The sequence below is a fragment of the Conexibacter sp. S30A1 genome (assembly GCF_023330665.1).
Classification (GTDB): domain Bacteria; phylum Actinomycetota; class Thermoleophilia; order Solirubrobacterales; family Solirubrobacteraceae; genus Palsa-465.
In genome coordinates this window covers 1,336,757-1,359,241 of record NZ_CP097127.1, presented here as the reverse complement: position 1 = coordinate 1,359,241, position 22,485 = coordinate 1,336,757, and the positions used below count along the sequence as shown (strand labels likewise).

20 protein-coding genes, 1 tRNA gene and 1 pseudogene are annotated in these 22,485 nt (G+C 68.5%); 21 read left to right on the top strand and 1 reads right to left on the bottom strand.

The window, feature by feature from the left end; translation table 11 throughout:
• The first annotated feature begins 2 nt into the window (after positions 1-2).
• Entirely contained in the window at positions 3-326 is a 324-nt protein-coding gene (locus M3M54_RS06785; protein ID WP_249021422.1) for an FmdB family zinc ribbon protein, read from the top strand.
• Between the two features lie 162 nt (positions 327-488).
• Positions 489-3,824, top strand: coding sequence for a hypothetical protein (locus M3M54_RS06780; RefSeq protein ID WP_249021421.1), 3,336 nt, complete (start codon positions 489-491; stop codon positions 3,822-3,824).
• 46 nt (positions 3,825-3,870) lie between these two features.
• Here M3M54_RS06780 and M3M54_RS06775 read toward each other — a convergent pair whose 3' ends face one another.
• Entirely contained in the window at positions 3,871-5,109 is a 1,239-nt protein-coding gene (locus M3M54_RS06775) for an LCP family protein (protein WP_249021420.1), read from the bottom strand.
• A gap of 48 nt (positions 5,110-5,157) precedes the next feature.
• Here M3M54_RS06775 and M3M54_RS06770 point away from each other — a divergent pair, with 48 nt between their 5' ends.
• The 19 genes and pseudogenes from M3M54_RS06770 (at position 5,158) to araD (ending at position 22,420) form a co-directional block, all read left to right on the top strand.
• On the top strand, positions 5,158-6,135 hold the full coding sequence (locus tag M3M54_RS06770; protein ID WP_249021419.1) for an ROK family protein: 978 nt from the start codon (positions 5,158-5,160) through the stop codon (positions 6,133-6,135).
• On the top strand, positions 6,132-6,944 hold the full coding sequence (gene rsmI, locus M3M54_RS06765; protein ID WP_249021418.1) for a 16S rRNA (cytidine(1402)-2'-O)-methyltransferase: 813 nt from the start codon (positions 6,132-6,134) through the stop codon (positions 6,942-6,944). Before M3M54_RS06770 ends, rsmI begins: the two co-directional genes overlap by 4 nt.
• Before the next feature lie 10 nt (positions 6,945-6,954).
• The gene (locus tag M3M54_RS06760) at positions 6,955-8,415 is read left to right on the top strand and encodes a class I tRNA ligase family protein (RefSeq protein WP_249021417.1); all 1,461 of its coding nucleotides are present in this window, start codon (positions 6,955-6,957) and stop codon (positions 8,413-8,415) included.
• Complete coding sequence (locus tag M3M54_RS06755; RefSeq protein WP_249021416.1) at positions 8,405-9,157, top strand: TatD family hydrolase; 753 nt, start codon at positions 8,405-8,407, stop codon at positions 9,155-9,157. Before M3M54_RS06760 ends, M3M54_RS06755 begins: the two co-directional genes overlap by 11 nt.
• Positions 9,154-9,915 (top strand): 16S rRNA (adenine(1518)-N(6)/adenine(1519)-N(6))-dimethyltransferase RsmA, encoded by a 762-nt coding sequence (gene rsmA, locus M3M54_RS06750; RefSeq protein WP_249021415.1) that lies wholly within the window; start codon positions 9,154-9,156, stop codon positions 9,913-9,915. The genes M3M54_RS06755 and rsmA overlap by 4 nt, the downstream gene beginning before the upstream one ends.
• Positions 9,912-10,823, top strand: a complete 912-nt coding sequence (locus M3M54_RS06745; RefSeq protein ID WP_249021414.1) for a 4-(cytidine 5'-diphospho)-2-C-methyl-D-erythritol kinase — start codon at positions 9,912-9,914, stop codon at positions 10,821-10,823. Before rsmA ends, M3M54_RS06745 begins: the two co-directional genes overlap by 4 nt.
• Positions 10,820-11,041 carry a hypothetical protein gene (locus M3M54_RS06740; protein ID WP_249021413.1) on the top strand — a complete coding sequence of 74 codons (222 nt, stop codon included), beginning with the start codon at positions 10,820-10,822 and terminating at the stop codon, positions 11,039-11,041. Before M3M54_RS06745 ends, M3M54_RS06740 begins: the two co-directional genes overlap by 4 nt.
• Positions 11,042-11,048: 7 nt before the next feature.
• A complete protein-coding gene (locus M3M54_RS06735) occupies positions 11,049-12,287 on the top strand; it encodes a CdaR family transcriptional regulator (RefSeq protein ID WP_249021412.1) in 1,239 nt (412 codons plus the stop codon).
• The gene (locus M3M54_RS06730; RefSeq protein ID WP_249021411.1) at positions 12,287-13,108 is read left to right on the top strand and encodes an MTAP family purine nucleoside phosphorylase; all 822 of its coding nucleotides are present in this window, start codon (positions 12,287-12,289) and stop codon (positions 13,106-13,108) included. The genes M3M54_RS06735 and M3M54_RS06730 overlap by 1 nt, the downstream gene beginning before the upstream one ends.
• Positions 13,105-13,797 carry a DUF2064 domain-containing protein gene (locus M3M54_RS06725; RefSeq protein WP_249021410.1) on the top strand — a complete coding sequence of 231 codons (693 nt, stop codon included), beginning with the start codon at positions 13,105-13,107 and terminating at the stop codon, positions 13,795-13,797. The genes M3M54_RS06730 and M3M54_RS06725 overlap by 4 nt, the downstream gene beginning before the upstream one ends.
• Before the next feature lie 104 nt (positions 13,798-13,901).
• Positions 13,902-13,973: transfer RNA gene (locus M3M54_RS06720), tRNA-Gln, on the top strand.
• A 93-nt stretch (positions 13,974-14,066) separates the two neighbouring features.
• Positions 14,067-15,500 carry a bifunctional UDP-N-acetylglucosamine diphosphorylase/glucosamine-1-phosphate N-acetyltransferase GlmU gene (gene glmU, locus M3M54_RS06715; RefSeq protein WP_249021409.1) on the top strand — a complete coding sequence of 478 codons (1,434 nt, stop codon included), beginning with the start codon at positions 14,067-14,069 and terminating at the stop codon, positions 15,498-15,500.
• Positions 15,501-15,600: 100 nt separating this feature from the next.
• Positions 15,601-16,557: a ribose-phosphate diphosphokinase gene (locus M3M54_RS06710; RefSeq protein WP_371878651.1), complete on the top strand. Its 957-nt coding sequence runs from the start codon at positions 15,601-15,603 to the stop codon at positions 16,555-16,557.
• A gap of 178 nt (positions 16,558-16,735) precedes the next feature.
• Positions 16,736-16,948: pseudogene (locus tag M3M54_RS16900) on the top strand (LacI family DNA-binding transcriptional regulator); the annotation flags it as partial.
• A gap of 48 nt (positions 16,949-16,996) precedes the next feature.
• Positions 16,997-17,833 carry a LacI family DNA-binding transcriptional regulator gene (locus M3M54_RS06705; protein ID WP_249021407.1) on the top strand — a complete coding sequence of 279 codons (837 nt, stop codon included), beginning with the start codon at positions 16,997-16,999 and terminating at the stop codon, positions 17,831-17,833.
• A gap of 202 nt (positions 17,834-18,035) precedes the next feature.
• The gene (locus M3M54_RS06700) at positions 18,036-18,401 is read left to right on the top strand and encodes an ATP-binding cassette domain-containing protein (RefSeq protein ID WP_249021406.1); all 366 of its coding nucleotides are present in this window, start codon (positions 18,036-18,038) and stop codon (positions 18,399-18,401) included.
• A 115-nt stretch (positions 18,402-18,516) separates the two neighbouring features.
• Positions 18,517-20,058: an L-arabinose isomerase gene (araA, locus tag M3M54_RS06695; RefSeq protein ID WP_249021405.1), complete on the top strand. Its 1,542-nt coding sequence runs from the start codon at positions 18,517-18,519 to the stop codon at positions 20,056-20,058.
• The gene (locus M3M54_RS06690) at positions 20,049-21,680 is read left to right on the top strand and encodes a ribulokinase (protein WP_249021404.1); all 1,632 of its coding nucleotides are present in this window, start codon (positions 20,049-20,051) and stop codon (positions 21,678-21,680) included. Before araA ends, M3M54_RS06690 begins: the two co-directional genes overlap by 10 nt.
• Positions 21,677-22,420, top strand: a complete 744-nt coding sequence (araD, locus tag M3M54_RS06685; protein ID WP_249021403.1) for an L-ribulose-5-phosphate 4-epimerase AraD — start codon at positions 21,677-21,679, stop codon at positions 22,418-22,420. Before M3M54_RS06690 ends, araD begins: the two co-directional genes overlap by 4 nt.
• Positions 22,421-22,485 lie beyond the last annotated feature (65 nt).

The following is a 22,485-nucleotide window of genomic DNA, read 5'->3' as shown; positions in this document are numbered from 1 at the left end:
CGATGCCGATCTACGAATACAAGTGCGATAAGGGCCACGTCTTTGACGTGATGCAGAGCTTCAGCGACGAGCCGCTGCGCACCTGCCAGATCTGCGGTGCGCCGGTCAAGAAGGTGCTCCACCCGGTGGCGGTGCACTTCAAGGGCTCGGGCTTTCACAACACCGACTACGGCACCCGCCGTCGCCCACGCGATGGCAAGGAGAGCGGCGAGGGGTCGGCGGCGAGCACCGACGGCGCCAAGACCGATGGCGCCAAGACCGACTCCGCCGCAAAGACCGACTCCGCCAAGGCATCCTCCTCAGACGGCAAGGCCGCGGCAGCCTGAGCGCGCCCGCGGCGGCGCCGCGGGCGCGTCTTAACGCGACGTGAGCGCCCGCGCCCTGCCGTATGACCGGTTGTGCGTTTGAACATCGCCGCCGTGTGTGGTATAAGGCGGGTTGTGGCGGAGGTTCGGGTAGGGAGTGCTGTGCGCAGGTGGCGGTTGCCGTTGTCGCTGCTGATTGCTGCTCTGGCTTGGCTTGCGTTCATGGCTCCTGCGGCGCTTGCCCAAACGCCGCCGTCGCCGACGACGCAGGCGGCCACCGGCGTCACCGCCGTGCAGGCGACGCTCAACGGCACCTCGACGGGGGACAGCGGCTACTACTGCTCGTTCGTGGTCGGCGAGCTCTCAACTGGCGATATCCCATACCTGCTGAACCAGTATCCAGCTCAGCCCTGCGGCAGCAGCTACTCGGTGACCGTCAATGACTTCTTCTTCGGACCGGGTGAGTCGTTGAACTACGCGGCGGTCGTGTGTGCGGCCACCACGACCTCGGGCGGCGCGACGTTTTGCGCCCGGAACAGCGCGACCGGCGCCTACTGGAGCGCCATCGACCCGTGCTACACGAACCACTACCCCTACTCGCTGGTCGGCTGCCCGGAGTTCACCACCCAGAGCATCGGCACCACAACCTCCGCTGCGACCCAGATCACCGGCGCGGGCGCGGTGCTCAACGGCTCGCTGCAGCTCAACGGCGATACCTGCAACGACGTGGAGTACCAGTTCGTCTACTCGACAGACTCGCAGCTCAGCGCCTCCAGCTCGACCACGGCGCAGGGCCTCTATAACGCAACCCCGCCGTTCGCGCAGTGCCCCTCGAGCTCGAGCACGCCGTCTGCGCCGATCGCGGTCAGCGCGGCGGTGGGCAACCTGCCGTCGGGCACGACGATCTACTATCGCCTCGACGCGATCACCGAAGGGGTATCGGGAAACCAACCCCCGGTGACGTTCGCCGGACCGATTGAGAGCTTCCGCACCGGTGGCTACGTCACCGACCAGGCCGCCACCTCGATCACCGCGAGCAGCGCCCAGATCAATGCCGACGTGGCCGCTGGCAACGACGGCTACACGTACTCGTGGCTGTACTCGGCCTCTGACGCGACCAGCAGCGCGGGCGCGCTTGATTCCAACGCGAGCTCCGTGTCTGGCGGCACTGTCGGCGCGGACGTCAACCAGAACGTGAGCTTCGCGCTGTCGGGGCTCACGGCCAGCACCACCTACTACTACCAGGTGGTGGCCCACGACACCACCACCGGCAGCTACGTCTACGGGCTGCCGACGGCGTTCACGACGCTGCCGTTCGGCTGCTCGAGCGGCCAGACCGCCTACACCAACCAGTCGCTCGGATCGACCGGCTTTGACGTCAACGGCTGTGTGAGCGGCAGCGGGCCCTGGACGGTCTACGGCACCGCCGTGATCAATGGGCTCACCTTCGACGGCGGCAGCGGCGCGACGGTCACGATCGACCCCACGAGCAGCCAGCTGTCGATCTCCACGGGCTACACGATCGACCTCGGCACCGCGACCCTCTACAACACCAGCAGCGCCGCGCTCAGCAACGTCAGCTTCACCACCAGCGGCGGCACCTCGACCTTTGACCTGCCGCAGGTCACCAGCGGCGCAAAGCTGTTCTCATTGACGATCGGCGGCACCACCAGCGTCGCCGCCGCGGCCAGCGGCGGCGCGACCGTGACGATCAACGCGCTGGGCATGCCGATCGTGTTCAGTGGCATCACCGCCCAGGCGACCGTGAGTGTCAACCAGGATGGCTCGCTGAGCTCGGTCACGGCGCAGCTCGGCAACTCGACGATCGGCGCGCTGACGCTGCCCGGCGCGCAGCTCAGCTACAGCGCGAGCACGAACGAGTGGACCGGTACCGTCAACCTGCAGATCCCCTACATCAACTCAAGCGGGCTGCAGGGCGCGGGCTTCTCGGCGACGCTGGTGATCGAGAACGGACAGCTGAACGGGATCGGCGGCTCGCTCACGATCCCGAACGGCGTTCCGCTCGGCGAGACCGTCTTCATCACCTCGATCAGCTTCAACACGATCTTCAACCCGGTGACGATCGAGGGCTCGCTCGGAGGCTCAGTCGGTCCGACCGAGGACGGCGTGCAGCTGTTCGGCTTCAACACCGGCTTCTATATGGGATTCAACCAAGACCAGACGCTGACCGGGCTGCCGGGCATAGCCAACAACACGGTGGTCTACGTCCCGTTTACGCTCGGGCTCAATGGCCAGCTCAGCCTGTTCGGCATCCTCAACCTGGCGTCCGCCAACCTCGAGGTCTACGACCTGCCCAAGGCGCCGCTGGTCGCCTTCACCGCCCAGATCGGCCAGCCGATCGACTGGAGCTGCGGCAGCTTCGGCGGCAGCATAGGCGTCGACTCCGGGATCAACATCGCTGGCGACGCGACTGCCGGTGGCTTCAACCTGCTGGGCAAGGGCTACATCACCTTCCAGCTCTGCAATGTGTTCAACGGCGGCCTGACCGTCCACACGCTCATCTCCAGTACCGGCGGCGCATTCTGCGCCAGCGTGCTCAACAACTCAGTTGGCCTCGGGTTCTACTGGCCCACGTCACTGAGCTCACTCAGCGACATCGGCAAGAACCTGCAGCTGTACCTGACGGGCGGCTGCAACGTCGGCAACTACGTGGCCAACCTCACGCTCGCCGCCTCCGGCGGTGCGCGTGGCAGGGTGCTGTTGCCACCGGGCTTGCCGTTCGCGGTCATGCGTGTGCGTGGCGTGGGCGGCGCACCCTACGTGAACGTCTTCGGCCCTGGTGGCCTGCGAATCCACACAAACGGGATCAAGGGCGCGCTCGCCCGCGGACACCTGGTGATCCCCGACCCGGCCCGCGACACGACCTACGTTGAGATCGCGCGGCCGCGAGCGGGCGTCTACCGAGTGGTCCCTGAGCGGGGATCGGTGCCGATCAAGGTGCTCGCGGTCGCCCACGGCGAGCGTCCGCCGCGGGTCCTGGGACGGTTGCGGCGCGAGCGTCACGGGCGCATGCATGTCTTCTTCAGCGCCCGGCCGCTGCCGCACCAGACGCTGGTCGTTCAGGAAATCGGCGCCGGCGGCAGCCGTCAGCTGCTGCGCACCAGTCGCTCACGCGGCTCGTTCACCTACCTCCCGCGGCCCGGTCTGGCGGGGGAGCGTGTCGTGCAGGTGCTGACCTACGAGTACGGGCGCCTCAGCCACGTCTTCCAGATCGGCAGGTTCCGTGGTCAGATGATCCCGGCCCCGGCACGGCCGACGCATCTCACGCTGCGGCGGCGTGGCATCAGGGCGTTTGTGCGCTGGCGTCCCGTGCGGGGAGCCACGCGCGGGTACCGCGTCGTGGTGATCGCGCTCGGCAGCCACCGCATGTTCTTCACGCGCCGCGCGCTGCTGGTCGTCGGTCGTGGGATCCCGGGCAGGGGACCGGTGGCCGTGGTCGTCACCGCGGTCAACGCTCTTGGCCGCGGCAGCCGCCCAGCACGGGCGTTCCTGCGCTGAGCGCTTGGCTTCCTGTGCGCGCGGCGAGCGCTGCCGTCGGCACCCGTCAGCGGCCGGTGAGCAGCTGGCGGACCTTCGCCGCGTCAACCGCGCGGTTGGTGATCACCACGTCGGCGCCGTTGTAGGTGCCAAACGAGCCGCCGAGGATCTGTGGCTTTGACGAGCCGCCCATCTCCGCGGCCGCAAACAACTGCATCAGGTCGAGTGGGCCCATGTCGGTCTGCAGCGCCTTGGGCGCATCCCAGGCGGCCCAGGGCAGATGGATGAAGGCGTGCAGCGAGAACATCTGGCGCTTGACCGCGTTCATGATCACCTGCTGCATCTCCTCGCGGTTGAAGTCGGTGTAGGCGGGGTCACAGGGCATGTGGCGCACGCGCGCGAGCGTCATCGCCTGATCCGCGGTCAGGTGGTGCACCCCGGCGCTCAGGTTGAGCGTGTAGCCGCCGTTGGCGGTGCCGCCGGAGATCGTCGCGCACATGTGCGGCGTGCGCACCGTGACGCCTCCGATGTCCGAGATGAACTTCACGAAGTTCCCGAAGTCGATCACGATCATGTGGTTGATGCGCACGCCGGTCAGGTGCTCGACGATCCGGATCGTCTCCTGCGGCCCGCCACAGGACCAGGCGGCGTTGATCTTCTGCATGCCACAGCCGGGGATGTTCACCAGCGTGTCACGCGGCACCGAGAGCTTGCGCGAAACGCCGCCACCCACCCGCCAGATCATGAGCGTGTCGGTGTTGGCGTAGCGCTCGTTGTAGTTGGAGCCCGGCTCGCGTGAGCTGTAACCGGTCCGTGGGCGCACATCCAGCCCGACGACAAGAATGTTGTTTGGGGTGACAAGCATCGGCCCGGCGCTGGTCAGCGCCGCCCTGGTCGCCCTGCCTCCCGGCAGGCTGCCCGGGTCGCCTGAGGCGCTGACCAAGAACAGCACGGCTGAGAGCACCACCCACAGCACACAGAAGCTGACGAGGTAACGCAGCAGGCGGATGGGGTGTAGCCGCGGGCGACGAGACGGGCGCAGGCCCGGGATCCGGCGCAGGCCGCGCGGTCGCGTGGGCCCAGCGGCCTGCCCAGGCCCCGACTCGCGCCGACGCCGACGGCTGGGGCGCTCGCCGGGTGGGGGGTCGCGGGGTGGCTGGCGGCGCGAACGCTCAGCCGCGCGCGCACCGAGCTCGGGATCGGTTTCGCCACGCAGCCGCGCGAGCAGGCTGCGCCCACGCGCGCGGTACACGGTGTAGGTGGGCCGTGGGTCACGTTGGTCGTCGGGGTCACGCGGGTTGGTCATCGCACGGTCGGCATTCGCTTCGGGAATTACGCTGCTTATAGTGGCGGAGTGGCGACTGAGCAACTGGTGATAGGCGTTGACATCGGCGGCAGCAAGCTGGCCGCCGGTCTGGTGGATGATCGCCTGAGGATCATCAAGCGCCTGCAACGTTCGATGCGCGGCCAGGACACAGCGGCGCTGCTTGACACCGTCGCGGGCGCGGTGGCGGAGCTGGTCAGTACGGCGCCACGCGAGGTTGCTGCGGTCGGGTTCGGGATCCCGTCCCTGATCGACAGGCGTAGCGCTGCCTCGCTGATGGCCGTCAACCTGCCACTCAAGGATGTCCGCTTTGGCGCGCTGATGTCCGAGCGCCTTGGCCTGCCCGTCTTTGTCGACAACGACGGTAACCTCGCGGCCCTGGCCGAGCACCGCGCGGGCGCCGGGGTTGGCAGCGATCACATGGTCCTGATCGGCCTCGGTTCCGGGATCTCCAGTGGTCTGATTCTCGGTGGCGAGCTCTACCGCGGCGCGATCGGCGCCGGTGCCGAGCTTGGGCACATGGTCATAGACCTGAACGGTCCCCCTTGCCAGGGCAACTGTCCCAACCATGGCTGCTTCGAGTCGCTTGCCTCCGGCACCGCGCTCGCGCGCGAAGCGCGTGCGGCGGCCGCCGCCGCGCCGGACACCGCGCTTGGCCGGGCGCTGCGCGACGGGCGAGAGCTGGACGGCCCGCTGGTCACCGAGCTAGCCTACGACGGTGACCGGGCGGCGCGTGGGGTGATCGAGCTGATCGGTGTGCGCGTGGGCGTGGCGATCGCCAACATCGTCAACATCTTCAACCCGCAGCTGGTGGTGGTCGGCGGCGGCGTCATGGGGGCCGGCGAGATGCTGCTTGAGCCCGCTCGCGCTGAGCTCGCCCGGCGCGCGCTGCCGCCGCTATGCAAGCTCGTGCGCGTTGAGGCCGCCGCCTTCGCGCATGAGGCCGGCATGGTCGGGGCCGCGGTGCTGGCGCTCGACGGGCTGGCGGCCAGAGAGGTGCGGCTGTGAAGCCACCCGGTCGGCTGATCGTCTGCCCGACACCGATCGGCAACCTTGAGGACATCACGCTGCGGGTGCTGGCCGCGCTGCGCGAGGCGGACGTGATCGCCTGCGAGGACACGCGTCGCACCGGGTCGCTGCTGAAGAGCTACGGCGTGTCGGCCAGGCTGCTCAGCTACCACGACCAGAACGAGCGTGCACGGACCGCCGAGCTGGTCAAGCGGATGCGCGCCGGTGAGGTCGTCGCGCTGGTCTCCGACGCCGGCATGCCGCTGGTCTCAGACCCGGGTTTCGTGCTGGTCCGCGGCTGCGTCGCCGCGGGGCTTGCGGTGGAGGTGCTGCCGGGACCGTCGGCGGCGCTGGCGGCGCTGGTCGCAAGCGCACTGCCGGCAGACCACTGGCGCTTCGCCGGCTTTTTGCCACGCAAGCGGGCGGAGCTTGCCAGCGCCTTTGCCGGCAGCGAGACGCTGGTGGCGTTCGAATCCCCGCGTCGAGTCGCGGCGACGCTCGCCGTGTTGGCCGAGATCGACCCGCAGCGACCGGTGGCCGTCTGTCGCGAGCTCACCAAGATCCACGAGGAGGTCGTGCGTGGCAGCGCGGCCGAGCTGGCCGCCCGCTACTCGCAGCAGCCGCCGCGCGGCGAGGTGGTGCTTGTCGTCGGGCCGGGCCCCGCGACCAGCGAGGCTGACAGCGAGCGCGCGCTTTTGGCCGTACGACGGCTGGTGGCCGCAGGCGCCAAGCCACGGACCGCGACCGCCGTCGTCTCAGAGCTCACCGGCACCAGCGCCAACGCGCTGTACCGGGCGCTGACCGCCTAGAGTCCGGGCCATGACGTTCTACGTCACCACCCCGATCTACTACGTCAACGCGCAGCCACACCTGGGCCACGCCTACACCTCGATCGCCGCTGACGTCCTGGCCCGCCACCACCGGCGCCGCGGCGACGACACGTTCTTTCTCACCGGGACCGACGAGCACGGCGAGCCGGTCGCCGACGCGGCCCGCGCCCAGGGTCTTGAGCCGCGTGCGTGGGCGGACCTGAACGCAGCCAAATTCAAGGCGCTGCTGCCGGCGATCGGAGTTGAGCCCGACTTCTTCATACGCACCACCGACCCTGAGCACAAGCGGCGCGTGCAGCAGGTGCTCCAGCGCGTCCACGACAACGGTCACGTCTACAAGGGCATCTACGAAGGCTGGTACTGCCCGCGCTGCGCCGACTTCAAGACCGAGGCCGAGATCGGCCCCGGCAACCGCTGCCCGATCCATGAGATCGAGCTCACGCGCGAACGTGAGGAGAACTGGTTCTTCCGCCTGTCCGCGTTTCAGGAGCGGCTCGAGCGGCTGTTCGCCGAGCAGCCGGACTTCGTACGCCCGACGCGCGCCCGCAACGAGGCGCAGGCGTTCATCGCCCAGGGGCTGCAGGACATCTCGCTCTCCCGCGCGCGCCTTCAGTGGGGGGTGGAGGTCCCCTGGGATCCGGGCCATGTCTTCTACGTGTGGTTCGACGCGCTTTTGAACTACTACACCGCGCTTGGCTACGCTCGCCCGGGTGAGGACCTGACCGCACGCTACTGGCCCGCGCAGCTGCACCTGGTCGGCAAGGAGATCCTCAAGTTCCACACGATCTACTGGCCGGCGATGCTCTGGGCAGCGGACCTCGAGATCCCCGAGCACGTCTTCGTGCACGGGTTTCTGCAGGGCTCAGACGGCCGCAAGATGTCAAAGTCGCTGGGCAACGGGCTCGATCCGTTCGAGGTGCTTGAGCGCTTCGGTGTCGATGCGCTGCGCTTCTACCTCTTCCGCGACGTGACCTTCGGCGCCGACGGCAACGTCGGCATGGAGGCGGTCGCGGTGCGCTACGACTCCGAGCTGGCCAACGAGTACGGCAACCTCGTGTCGCGTACGCTCGCGATGATCGCCCGCTACCGCGACGGCGCGCTGCCCGAGGCCGGCCACGACGCCACGCTCGATCCAGAGCTTGCGAGCCTTGCAGGCGAGGTGGCAGCCGCCTTCGACGCCGTTGATCTGAGCGGCGCACTGGAGCTGATCTGGCAGCGCGTGCGCCGGCTCAACCGCTACGTCGAGGAGCGCAAGCCCTGGGAGCTAGCGCGCGACGCTGATCGGTCGGGTGAGCTGGACACGGCACTGGTGACCCTGCATCACGGACTGGACGTGGTCACGGCGGAGCTTGCCCCCTACATGCCCGCCACCTGTGCGCTCGTGCGCTCAGCGCTTGAGGCGGTGCCGATCGAGCCGATCCCGCCACTGTTCCCGAAGCGTGATCGATAGTCACACGCACCTCGCAAGCTGCCAGCAGCCCGAGGCCGAGCTCGTCGCGGCCGCGGCCGCCGTCGGCGTGAGCCGCATCGTCACGGTCGGGACCGATGCAGAGAGCTGCCGGCTCGCGCTCGCGGCCGCGGAACGCCACCCGGAGGTCTACGCCGCCTGCGGCCTTCACCCCAACGAGGCCGCCGGCTGCCAGGAGGCCGACCTGGAGTTGATCGCGCAGCTCGCCAGGCACCCGCGCTGCGTCGCGATCGGTGAGACCGGCCTTGACTACTACCACGAGCACGCGCCGCACTCCGACCAGCAGCGCGCCTTCAGAGCACAGATCGAGATCGCGCGTGAGCTTCAAAAGCCGGTCGTGATCCATACCCGCGAGGCGGCGGATGACACGCTGGCGACCCTCGCCGAGCATGCCGACGGGGTGAAGGTGATCCTGCACTGTTTCTCGATGCCCGAGCGCATCGAGGAGTGCCTCGAGCGTCCGGACTGGTTCATCTCCTTTGCCGGCAACATCACCTACCCCGCAAACGCCGCGTTGCGCACCGCGATGCTGACGGTCCCCGCGGGCCGGCTGCTGGTGGAGACCGACGCGCCCTACCTGACCCCGGTGCCGCTGCGCGGCAGCCGCAACGTGCCTGCCAACGTGGTGCACACTGCCGCCGCGATCGCGCTCGAACGCCGGATCGCATACGCGCAGTTGGAGCGGGAGGTGGAGGCCGCGGCCGCGGCCGCGTTCTCTTGGTGAGGCTGGGTCAGAACTTCCTCGTTGACCGCAACCTGCTCGATGTGATCGAGCGGCTGGCGGAGCTGCGTGACAGCGATGTGGTGCTCGAGGTGGGGGGCGGGCCCGGCCTGCTCTCGCAGCGGCTGGCGCAGCGCGTCGGCCACCTGCACGTCGTCGAGCTCGACGCGAGCCTGGAGGCCAACCTGCGCGGTGTGTTGGCCGCACACGAGCATGTATCGATCCACATCGCCGACGCGCTCGATCTCGATCTGCGCGCGCTTGTGCCAGCGCCGAGCAAGGTCGTGGCCAACCTGCCCTACGGTGTGGCGGCGACCGTGATCCTGCGCACCATCAGCGAGCTTGAGAGCGTCGAACGCTGGGTGGTGATGGTGCAGCGTGAGGTCGGTGAGCGCTTCGCCGCCGCCCCCGGTAGCCAGGCCTACGGCGTGCCGTCCGTGCTCGCTCAGCTCGAGTGCGAGGTCAGGGTGCTGCGGCCCGTCTCCCGACAGGTGTTCCGGCCGGTGCCCAACGTTGACTCGGTGCTGCTCGGGCTGGTCCGCCGGGGTGGCCAGCGGGCCACCCCGGCGGTGCGCAGGCTTGTCCAGGACGCCTTTCGCCACCGGCGCAAGGCGCTTGCACGGTCGCTTGACCTCGCCCGGCCGGGGATCCGTGAGCACGCCCGCGCAGAGCTTGAGCAGATGGGCTTGGTCGCGGACGTGCGCGCGGAGCGGCTTGCGCCCGAGCAGTTCGTGGAGCTGGCGCGGAGGCTTGGCGCATGAGGCTGCGTGCGCTCGCGCCCGCGAAAGTGAACCTCGGGCTGGCGCTCGGCGGTGTGCGTGCCGACGGCCGCCACCGGCTGGTGACGGTGTTTGAGTCGCTGTCGCTGGCAGACACCGTGGAGCTCGACGTCATGGAAAGCGGTGAGGACGTCGTCGTCTGTCCTGGGGTCAGCGGCGAGAACCTGGCGGCCCGGGCGCTTGCGGCACTGCGCGCGCGCGGCTGGGATGGCCCGCCGGTGAGGCTCACGATCACCAAGCGCGTTCCGGTGGCGGCAGGTATGGCCGGCGGCTCGGCGGATGCCGCTGCGGCCCTGCGCCTGGCCATGGCGCTTGTGCCCGGGCGCGCCGAGGAGGTTGAGCAGATCGCCGCCGGACTTGGCGCCGACGTGCCGGCGCAGCTGCTGCCGGGCCTCGCTCTCGGAGCCGGCGCGGGTGAGTTGGTGGAGCGCTTTGAACCACTGCCTGAGCATGCCTACGTGGTTGTCCCCGCGCCGGTCGCGCTGGCCACCCCAGAGGTCTTCCGCGAGGCTGACCGGCTCGGACTGGTGCGCTCAGACGCCGAGCTCGAAGCGCGCCACCGGGCGCTGGCGGCGGTTCTGGCTGCGCGCACGCGCATCCCGATGGAGCTTTTGGGCAACGATCTGCAGGCTGCCGCGGTGTCACTTCGCGGCTGGTGCGGGGAGGCGCTCGAAGCGGTCCGCGCGACGGGCGCCGAGGCGTCGTTTGTGTCGGGCTCGGGCCCCACTGTCGTTGGCCTGTGGTGGGGCGCGTCGGCGGCCGAGCGGGCTGGTGCTGCGGCCAACCTGCTCAAGCGACGCCACCCGGCTGCGACCACGGCGGTGCCGGTGGATGCCAGGTTTGCCGCCGCATCGTTAACCTGTGCTGGAGTAGAGACGAGCGTCGATTGAGCAACACCAACATCACATATCTGGTGGGCGGCGGCTGTGGCCTGATCGCGCTGATCGCGTTCATCATGCTGTTTGTCGCCCCGGCGCTGCAGAGCCACCGGCGGGCCTGGGAGCGTGTTGCTGTCGTGGTGCTATCCGGGTATGTGCTGGCGGCGTTCGTCGGGATCGGCGTGCTGGCTGGTGCGCTGCTGGTCCTCGAGTGGCCGAGCGTTTTCTGACGCGCTCATGGAGTCGGCGCACACGGCTGATGGCGACGCGGTGAGCTCCGGCGCCAGCCGTGGGCCGAACCTCTCAGCGCTGGCGGCGATCACCGAGGCCGTGCAGGCCGGCGCTGGGCTCCCGGAGATCCTGCGGGCGGCCGGCCGGGCGCTCGATGCGAGCCTGATCCTGGTCGACCGCTCCGGCTCGATCCTGGCCGTTGCCGCGCGCTCGCCGGCGGATGAACGCTCGCTGATGCGTGACAGCGATGATGTGCAGATACTCGACCTGAAGGTCGCCGACACGATCGTCGGGCAGCTGCGGATGCGGGCGCGTGAGCCAGAGCTCGATCCCGCCATGCTCAGCCTGGTGCGGACGCTGATCGCCTCTGAGGTCGAGCGCGTGCGGGCGCCGGAGCGCGCCGGCGAGCAGGCGGCGACGGATTTCATGCACGCCGTCATCGCCGGCTGGGGCGGCGACCGCGAGAGTCTGATCGCCCAGGGCAAGGAGTTCGGCACCGACCTGTCCGCCGGCGCTGTGGTGCTGGTTGCGCGCGGGCGGCCACGGCAGGCCACCGAGGGCGACTGGCGGCGGCGCCTGCTGGCGGTCACCGCCCGCGGCGCGCGGTCGGTGGCGCCAGGGGCGCTGGCGGCGCCGCTGGCCGGTGATGCAGCCTCCGTGATCGTGGCGGTTCCCGACGCCGATGGGGAGGCTGGCAGGCGTGTGTCGGCCGCGATCCTGCGGGAGCTCGAGTCGGGGCTTGCAGGCTTCCAGTTCGCGATCGGTCGTTCGCGCCGCGTTGAGGACCCGCTGGAGCTGCAGCGGGCAGCCAACGAGGCGCTGCTCTCCGCCAACGTCGCCGCGGAGGAGCCGGAGGTCGAGCTTGCCTTCGAGGCAACGGGGACCTATCAGCTGCTGCTGCCGTATATGAGCGACCCTGCCGAGCTCGGGCGCTTCTACGACGAGACGGTGCGGCCGCTGGTCGCCTACGACGAGCAGTATGAGACCGATCTGCTTGGCACCCTGGCGACCTTTCTGGAGTGCGACGCCAGCGTCAATGCGACCGCTGCCCGGCTGATCACCCACCGTCACACGGTGCGCTACCGGTTTGAGCGAGTGCGCGAGCTGACGGGCCTTGACGTGCAGTCCACCGATGGTCGCGAGAAGCTCTCGATGGGTCTGAAGGCGATGCGCGTGCTGGGGATCGCCGCGCCGCGTGGGCCCGCCACCGAGCCGGGCGCAGAGGGTGGAAGGGTGCCGCGCTGATGCGTGTGGGGATCATCACGGGTTCGGGCACCTATGCGCTGCGCGGGCTGTCCGCTACCACCGAAGTCCTTGTGGAAACTCCCTACGGGGAGGTGAGGGTCACCGAGGGCAACCTGCACGGGGTGGACGTGGTTCATCTCTCGCGTCATGGCAACGGTCACGAGCGGCTGTCCAACCTCGTCAACCATCGCGCCAACGTCTGGGCACTGCGCGAACGCGGCGCAGAATGCGTGCTTGGCCTGACCGCGTGCGGCGCGGTTGACCCGGACCTCGAGCTCGGTTCGCTGGTGATCTTCGACGACCTGCATTTCATTTCCAACCGCCTTCCAGACGGCTCGCTGTGCACGTACTTTGATCAGGTCGGCGATCCGCAGCGCGGCCACTGGGTGCTGCACGGCGGCCCTTACAGCGCGGCGCTGGTCTCCGCGCTGACCCAGGCTGCGCTGGAAGCTGAGATCTCGTTCCAGACCGGCGGGATCTACGGCCATGTCGACGGCCCGCGCTTCAACACCCCCGCGGAGATCGCTGCGCTTTCGGCCTGCGGGGTCTGCGCCGTCAGCCAGACGGGCGGTCCCGAAACGGTCTTGAGCGGCGAACTGGAGCTGCCCTTTGCGCTGGTTGGGTTCATAACCGACCACGCCAACGACGTGGTGCCTGGCCAGCCGACACCGGTCACCACGCTGTTTGAGCTCGTCGGACGCTCGAGCGAGGTCTTCGCCGAGCTGCTGATGCGAGCGCTGCCGCTGATCGCCGCGGCGCAGGGGACGCTTGCGGCGGCCGGCAGCGTCGTCCGCTTCGCCCCGGCAGACCCGCAGCGATGAGCTTCACGCGAGATCACGGCAGAGTGCCCGCCGGGGCGGCTGACCTGGCCGTGCTCGTGATGGCACGCACCCCTCGGCGCGGCGAGGTGCGCCAGGCGCTCGAGCCGCTGATCGGCCAGGATGGCTGCCTGGCGTTGCAGACGGCGCTGTTGTTGCAGACGCTCGCCTGGGCGCGGGCGCTCTCGCCACGGCTGCTGGGCGTTGCACACGAACCAGCCGATGCCGGTCGTGAGCTCCAGCGCCTGACCGGTCGTGACGTGATGCTGCTTCCCCAGAACGGCGAGGGTGTCGCTGCGCGTGTCGCCGACGCGGTGGCTCGCGTGCACGCGCACAGCCCTGGGCCGGTGCTGGTGCTGTGGCCCGACCTGCCACGCCTGCTTCCCTACCACGCGCAGGCGGTGCACGGCGACCTGCGCGCGGGCGCTGACATCGTGCTCGGCCCCGCGTTTGACGGTGGCTTCTATCTGATCGCGCTCGCGCGCCCGCTGCCTGGACTGTTTGCGCTTTCTGGGCAGGCCTGGCGGGGCCGCGATGCGCTGCAGAACGTGCTCGACGCCGTGGCGCGTGCGCATCTGCAAGCCGGGGTGTTGCGCAGCGAGCGCGCGCTCCACCGCCCGGCTGACGCGCGCGCGGCGCTCGCTGACCCGCTGCTGCCAGAGCCGATCGCCCGCGCGCTGCGGCATCGCTGAGCGCTTGGCCGCAGCGCCGCGTGCAGTAACGTCTGCGCGCGGCCTCGAGTGGCCCCGCGGAGTGGCCCAGCGCCATCCCTGCGAGGACGCTCGGTGGCGGCCGATGGGGAGTGGTCTAACGGCAAGACACAGGTTTTTGGTGCCTTGAGATTCCGGTTCGAATCCGGACTCCCCAGCTGGCCCGCCCGGCGTGCGCCCCGGCTGCGCGCACGGTCGCGGCTGCGGCGGCTCTGGCCACGGACGGCGAGGACTCAATAGCATCACTGCTCGTGAACGAACCCGTCATCGTCATCCTCGCCGCCGGCCAGGGCACGAGGATGCGCTCACGAACGCCCAAGCTGCTGCACACGATCTGCGGGCGCACGATGATCGGTTGGGCGCTTGCAGCGGCGCGTGCGGCCGGCGCCGGTCGCATCGTCGTTGTCGACGCTCCCGGTGAGCCGCTGCGGGCGCAGCTCGACGCCGACGTCGAGCTGGTCGTCCAACCGCTCCCGGACGGCACCGGCGGTGCGCTGCGGGCTGCGGCCGGCGCGCTGGGCGATGCGGAGACGGTGGTCGTCATCAACGGCGACGTGCCGCTGCTCGGCGCCGACACGATCGAAGCGCTCGCGCAGGCGCATGCTCGCTCAGGCGCGGCAGCGACGATCGCCACGAGCGTCCTCGATGAGCCCGCCGGCTGGGGTCGGGTCGTGCGCGGCGCCGACGGTGGCGTGGAGCGGATCGTCGAGACCCGCACGCCCGGCGACGCGAGCTCCGACGAGCTCGGCATCCGAGAGGTGAACACCGGGATCTACGGCTTCAGTGCCGAGGCGCTGGGGCCGGCCCTGGCGCTGCTTACGAGCGACAATGCGCAGGGCGAGTACTACCTGACGCAGCTGCCCGCGATCCTGCGCGCCGCCGGCCACCGGGTGCAGGCGTTCCCGCTCTCAGACGCCGGAGAGGTCTTCAACGTGAACGACCGCGTGCAGCTGGCACAGGCCACGGCCGTCGCGCAACGGCGCATCATCGAGCGCCACATGCGCGCCGGGGTGACGATCGTGAGCCCTGAGACGACCGTCATCGACGCGGATGTGAGACTCGCTCCAGATGTTCTGATCCAGCCCGGAAGCGCGCTGCACGGCGCGACAACGGTGGGGGAGGGCGCGGTGATCGGGCCGCACAGCACGCTGCTTGACTGCTCGGTTGACGCCGGCTCGCAGGTGCTCCACAGCTACGTGGTGGGTGCTGTCATCGGCGAGCGCGTGAGCGTCGGGCCGTTTGCCTACCTGCGGCCCGGCACGGTGCTGCACGCGGGTGCCAAGGCCGGCAGCTTCGTCGAGATCAAGAACTCCGAGGTCGGCGAGCGCAGCAAGGTGCCGCACCTCAGCTACATCGGCGATGCGACGATCGGCGCGGAGACCAACCTCGGCGCGAGCACGATCACCGCCAACTATGACGGCATCGCCAAACACCGCACGGTGATCGGCTCGCGCGTGCGCACCGGCGTCGACACGACGCTGGTGGCGCCGGTCGTGCTCGCCGACGACGCCTACACCGGGGCCGGATCGGTGATCACCAGGGACGTGCCCGCAGGCGCGCTGGCGATTGCGCGGGAGCGGCAGCGAAACATCGAAAACTATGCCGAGCGGGTGGGCGAGCAGCCCGCGCGGCACGATTCCACCCAGGCCCGTACCGGCCATGGCGGCTCAAGTCAGCGTGGGTGAGCCTCGCGGCCGCGGCTGTGCGTAGCATGCAGAGAGGATGAGCGTCGCCGAGATGCCCTACGAGTCCAGTGAGCTGCACGCCGACCCGGATAAGCGCCTGATGCTCTTTTCCGGTCGCGCCAACCGTGGTCTGGCCGCGCGCATCGCCGATCGGCTGGACGTCACGCTGGGACAGGTGAGCACCAAGACGTTTGCCAACGGCGAGGTGTACTGCCGCTACGGCGAGTCGGTGCGCGGCGCTGACGTCTTCATCGTGCAGCCCACCTGTGGCAACGTCAGCGAAGGCTTGAGCAGCAACGATGCGCTGATGGAGCTTCTGGTGATGGTGGATGCGGCCGTCGGCGGCTCAGCCCACCGCGTGGTCGCCGTGACGCCCTGGTACGGATACTCGCGTCAGGACAAGAAGTCAGCCCCCCGCGAGCCGATCAGCGCCCGCCTGGTGGCGCACATGCTGGAGGCCGCCGGCATCGACCGGATTCTCACCATGGACCTGCATGCCGGCCAGATCCAGGGCTTCTTCCAGAAGCCGTGCGACCACATGACGGCGATGTTCATCCTCACCCAGTACTTCACGGACCTCGGGCTCGACGACCTGGTGGTGGTCGCCCCGGATGCCGGGCGCGTGAAGCTCAACAAGCGCTTCGCGTCCAAGATGGGCGCTGACCTGGCGATCCTCAACAAGGAGCGTCCTGCTCAGCAGCAGGCGGAGATCAACTACGTGATCGGCGACGTGCGCGGCAAGACCGCTTTGATCGTCGATGACATCATCGACACGGCCGGCACGCTGCGGGCCGCCGCGGAGGCGGTCAGGGAAGCAGGTGCCCGCCGTGTATACGTTGCGGCCACGCACGGTCTGTTCTCCGGAAATGCCTTTGAGAACCTGGTTGCGGGCGGCTTTGAGCAGGTGGTGGTCACCGATACGGTGCCCCTGCCGCCGGGTGCGCCGGACTTCATCAAGGTGCTCTCGGTCGCCGATCTGCTGACCAGCTCGATCCGGCAGATCTTCACCGACGGCTCGGTCTCCGACGTGTTCGGTGGGGAGAACCAGCTGTTCTGAGCACGCCGTTCGCCCGGACGTCGGCCGACGGACAAACGCTTCGACGCGGAGGGCGCACCGTCTAGCATCATCGGCGCATGCGGTTTCCTCACTTCGAAGAGCGATCTCCAGGATGCCCGCGCCTGTGTGAGCCAGGTGCTACAGCGTGTCCGGCGCCGTCGACCGGGTACGCCTGAGCATGCCTGGTGCTAGGCGCAAGGAAGCTGGACGCCACGGCCGCAAGTCGCCACAGGGCCTGCCGTTGCCAGGTCGGCCGGTGACGATGAGTGATGTTGCCGCCGCGGCTGGGGTTGCTCAGAGCACCGTCTCGAGGATCCTCAACGATGCGCCCGCGCCGATCTCTGTCTCCGCGGAGACCCGCGAGCGCGTCCAGGCGATCGCGCGCGATCTCGGTTACAGCCCACATCCGATCGCGCGTGCGTTGCGCGGAGCCCCGACAATGCTGCTCGGCGCGATCGTGCGCGATATAACCGATCCCTTCTTCGCCGGCGCCATCGAGGCGCTTTCGGTCGAGTGCAAGGCGCGCGGCTATTCCGTGGTTCTGGGCCACGCGCGGGCCACTGAAGACGAGGCGCTCGCGATGACGGCGGTATTGGAGGCACGGCAGTGCGACGCGATCGTGTTGCTGGGCGACTTCACGGCAGAACATCGGCTGGTCGCGGATCTTCGCGACGGCCGAGCCCGCGTTGTCGGGCTCTGGCACGGGTCCGAGCGCGATCGGCCGTTCGTGACCGTTGGCGTGGATAACCACTTTGGCGTGCAGCTCGCGATGACTCATCTCACCAGTCTCGGCCACCGTCACATTGCCTATGTCGGCGTACGTTCGTTGGGAGATATGCAGGAACGCGAATCCGCGTACGCGCGATTCATGCGTGCGCAGGGCGTTGACCCTGAGGCCGGCTACATCCACAAAGTCGAGAACAGTGTTGGCAGCGGCGTACAGGCGCTGGCTGGAATCCTCGAGCGAACTCCGGATGTCACGGCGATCTTTGCGGCCACCGACAATATCGCGATGGGCCTTCTGCACGCAGCCTATGAGCGAGGGCTCAGGATCCCAGACGATCTCTCGGTTGTCGGGTTTGACGACATACCCATGGCCGCCGCTAGCGTCCCGACGCTCACGACCGTGCAGATGCCGATAGCCGAAATCGTGGCGCGCGGTGTCGAATATTGCATCGGTGAGGAAGTCTGGTCCGGCGAGGGGCCCGCACCGCACGAGCTGCTGACTCCGCGGCTCATCGTCAGGCGCTCGACCGGCGCCGTTTCACGGTCCTAGCGCCTCGATGACAGCGGCGCATCCGTGAGCGCGCGCCGCTGACTGGCTGTGCGTGCCGGAACCGGCGGGCCTTTGTTGCGCTTTTGTTAGGCGCGCTTGCGTGGACTGCATACGATTGCTTACAATCGTATGTGAGGAGAGCGATGGAGGCTTTCATAACGCAAAGAACCGGTTTGCTCCGGTCGCGCACGGTATCGGCGGCATGACGGTTGCAACCCCACCGCACAGGTTGCCCGAGCTCGGCTCGATCGCGTCGCCGAGCGTTTATGAGGCATCCGCAATCTCCAAGTCGTTCGCCGGTGCCATGGCGTTGAGCGACGTGTCAGTGTGGCCTGGCGAGATCCACACGTTGGTGGGCGAGAACGGAGCCGGGAAGTCGACCCTGTTGCGCGTGATGGCGGGGATCCATCAGCCCGACAGCGGTCGGCTGGTCATCAACGGCCAACAAATCCACCGCCTGACGCCACACATGACACAGCAGCTGGGCATCTACCTTGTGCCGCAGGAGCCAACGCTGATGCCGCACCTAACGTTCACCAAGGCCAACTACAAGAAGTACGACTTCTAGACACCAACCAGCCTGCGCACCACGAGCCGTGGTGAGGGGCGGGTGGCGGTTCGCGCTGCGGATCGCCACCCGCCCTCGCGGGCATACGTGAAGAAACCCACTTTGGAACCGACAAATGCAAACCTCACCTAGAGAAGCTCCGCGCTCGCGCGGTGATAAGCCGTATCCAGATCTCGAGCTGTGGCTGCTCTGCGGCAGCCAGGAGATGTATGGGCCCGAGACGCTGACGCAGGTGGAGGTCCAGGGGCGCGAGGTGGCAGCTGCGTTGGACGCCTCCGATGTGATCCCGCTGCGCGTTGTCGTGCGGCCGCTCGCAACGAGTTCGGACGGCATCCTCAACCTGTTCCAGGAGGCCAACACTGACCCTCGCTGCGTTGGCGTGATGGTCTGGATGCATACGTTCTCGCCGGCGCGGATGTGGATTGCGGGCCTGACAGCGATGCGTAAGCCGCTGCTGCACCTCCACACGCAGTTCAACCAGGAGCTCCCCTATGCCGAGCTCGACATGGACTTCATGAACCTCAACCAGTCGGCGCACGGCGACCGTGAGTTCGCCTATATCGCAACGCGCATGGGAGTGAGTCGCAAGACCGTCGTCGGACATTGGCGCGATCCACGCACCGTCGCCCGGATCGCGGCCTGGTCTCGCGCGGCCTGCGGATGGCACGAGGCACACCGGCTGCGCGTGGCCCGTTTCGGGGACAACATGCGCAACGTCGCCGTTACCGAGGGCGACAAGGTCGAGGCGCAGATTCGCCTGGGCGTCGCGGTCGATGGCTACGGCGTCGGCGATCTCGCCGACGCCGTAGCCGGCGCCTCGGAGGACTCCGTCAGGGCCATCCTCGACGGCTACGCTGATGCCTACCGTGTGGCTCCGGAGCTGGCGGCGGGTGGAGCCCGCCACCAGTCGCTGGTGGATGCGGCGAGGATCGAGGCGGGACTGCGCGAGTTCCTCGCCAGGGGCGGCCACGGAGCCTTCACCGACACCTTCGAGGACCTTCACGGGCTGGCGCAGCTGCCCGGCATCGCCGCCCAGCGCCTGATGGCCGACGGCTACGGCTTCGGCGCGGAGGGCGATTGGAAGACCTCGGCGCTGCTGCGAATCATTAAGACGATGGCACGAGGGCTTCCGGGTGGCACCTCGTTCATCGAGGACTACACCTACGATCTGATACCCGGGCGGGAGCGGGTGCTCGGCTCGCACATGCTCGAGGTCTGTCCGAGCATCGCCGACGGGATACCGTCGGTCGAGATACACCCGCTCAGCATCGGCGGGCGAGATGACCCCGTACGGCTCGTCTTCAACGCGGCCAGGGGACCGGCCGTACTGGTGGCGATGCTCGATCTGGGTGATCGCTTCCGGCTGGTCGCCAACGAGATCGAGCTGGTCGAGATCGAGGAAAGCATGCCCCGGTTGCCGGTGGCTCGGGCACTGTGGCGACCGCTGCCCGACTTCTTCACGGCAACCGAGGCGTGGTTGAGCGCCGGTGGACCTCATCACAGCGTGTTGACCACGTCGCTGGGGATCGAGGCGATCGCCGACCTGGCTGACATCGCCGGCGTCGAGCTGCTCAGAATCGAGGCGAGTTCGACCCTGTCGTCGCTGCTGAGCGAACTACGTTGGAACCGTCAACTGTTTTCCTGCCGATGTCGTTGAGCGCGACCTACGCGATTGGAATCGACTTTGGCACCGAGTCCGGCAGGGTGCTGGTGCTCGACTTGCTGGAGGGCCGACAGCTGGCCGTTGCGGTTGTGCCGTACCGCAACGGCGTCATCGACAGTGCGCTACCGGGGACCGCGGAGCAGCTGCCGCCGGACTGGGCGCTGCAGGACCCTGAGGACTGGAAGCGGGTGGTTCTCGAGGGCGTTCCGGAGGCCGTCGCCCGCGCCGGCATCGACCCGACGAAAGTGGTTGGCCTGGGAGTCGACTTCACCTCGTGCACGGTGCTGCCGGTGGCCGAGGACGCCACGCCGCTGTGTTGCAAAGGGCGTTGGCGTGGACACAAACATGCGTGGCCGAAGCTCTGGAAACACCATGCTGCGCAGGGCATAGCGGATCGCCTCAATGACGTCGCGCACCGACGTGCAGAGGGGTTCATCGCGCGCTATGGCGGCCGGATCTCGGCGGAGTGGACGTTTCCGAAGCTCATTGAGATCTGGCAGCAGGACCGCGCCGTCTACGACGCGATGGACTCATTCATGGAGGCGACAGACTGGATCGTTGCCTGGATGACGGGCGTGCAGGTGCGCCAAGCATGCACAGCCGGTTACAAGGCGCTCTGGTCTCCCGACCACGGGTTCCCGAGCGCGGCGTACTTCGCCGCTGCGTTTCCCGGGATCGGTGACCCGGCTGCCAAGCTGGGAGGCAGCTTCGTGCCGCTCGGCTCTCGGGCGGGGACACTGCGGCCAGAGCTCTCTGAGCGCATTGGCCTGACACCCACCGTCGCGGTCGCCGTCGGAAACGTCGACTCCTTCGTGTCGGTGCCCGGTGCGGGAGTCGAGGATCCGGGGACCTTCGTGGCGGTGATCGGCACGTCGATCTGTGACATGGTCGTGCACCCTGACGAGGTCCTGCTGCCCGGCGTCACGGGGGTGGTCAAGGATGGAATCCTGCCAGGCCTCTACGGCTACGAGGCAGGCCAGGCGGCCGTCGGTGACATGCTCGCGTGGTTCACGCGCACGCTTGGCGCGGGCCGGACTCATGCCGACTTCGAGGCCGAAGCGGCTGGCCTGCGCGCGGGTGCCACCGGCCTGCTGGCGTTTGACTGGTGGAGCGGTAACCGCGCGATCCTTGCGGACGCAGACCTATCGGGCGTCGTGCTCGGCCTGACGATCAGCTCGACCGCGGCGGAGATCTATCGAGCGTTGCTCGAGTCGATTGCGTTCGGCAGCCGGCGGATCATGGATAACTTCGAGGAGCACGGATTGCGGCTCGAGCGCATCGTCGCGTGCGGCGGCATCGCCGAGCGGAGTCCACTGATGATGCAGCTATTGGCGGACACCAGTGGCCGTACCGTCTCGGTCCCCGCAGAAGGTGACGTGCCGGCGCGCGGCTCTGCGCTGTTCGGCGCGGTGGCTGCCGGAGTCTTCCCGGACATTCGCGCTGCCGTGGCGGCCACCAGGTCGGCGCACCTCAAGCACTTCGAGCCCGAGCCACGGGCTGCATCCGTCTATGACGCCGTGTACGCCGTCTACCGTCGGCTCTATGAGCGGCTGGGCCGTGACGACGCGGAACTGCTGCACCGGCTCAAGCGCATCCGCCTGGAGGCGCGGGGATGACGGGCGAGGCAGACGACCGGAGGCAGGCTTCGACGCGCGGAGCTGAGCCTCGTTTCGAGCAGCTGCGTGCTGAGGTGCTGCGTGCCAATCAGGCGCTCCCGGCCGTTGGGCTCGTGACTCTGACCTGGGGCAACGCCAGCCAGATAGACCGCGCTGCCGGCGTGATCGCGATCAAGCCGAGCGGCGTCGCCTACGAGACGATGAAGGCCGAGGACATCGTGGTGCTTGGCGTCGACGGGCGGGCGCTCGACGTGGGCACCAGACCGTCAACCGACACCCCCACCCATCTGGTTGTGTATGGGGCGTTTGCGGACGTCGGCGGCATCGTTCACACGCACTCCCCGTGGGCGACCGCCTGGGCGCAGGCGGAGCGAGAGATCCCGCTGCTCGGCACCACACACGCCGATCTCTCTCCGCACCCGATCCCGCTGACCAGGGCGCTCACCGAGCAGGAGGTTGACGAGGATTATGAGAAGGCGACCGGGATGGCGATCGTGGAAGCGGTGGTGGGACTCGGGCCTCGCGAACTGCCCTGTGTGCTCGTGCGCCAGCATGGCCCGTTCTGTTGGGGGCGCAACGCGCAGGAGGCGCTTGAGCACGCCGTGACACTTGAGGCCATCGCGCGTTTGGCGGCGCTGACCTATGGGCTCGAGCCGCGCGCTCCGCTGCTCGATCCCGCTCTGCGGCGTAAGCACTTCGAGCGCAAGCACGGACCGCGGGCGTATTACGGCCAGCGCTAGTTCGACCCGAGCGTTGGACGGTTTTATGTTTTGGTGGGTTCCATTTCGGTGGCGCGAGGCGGACA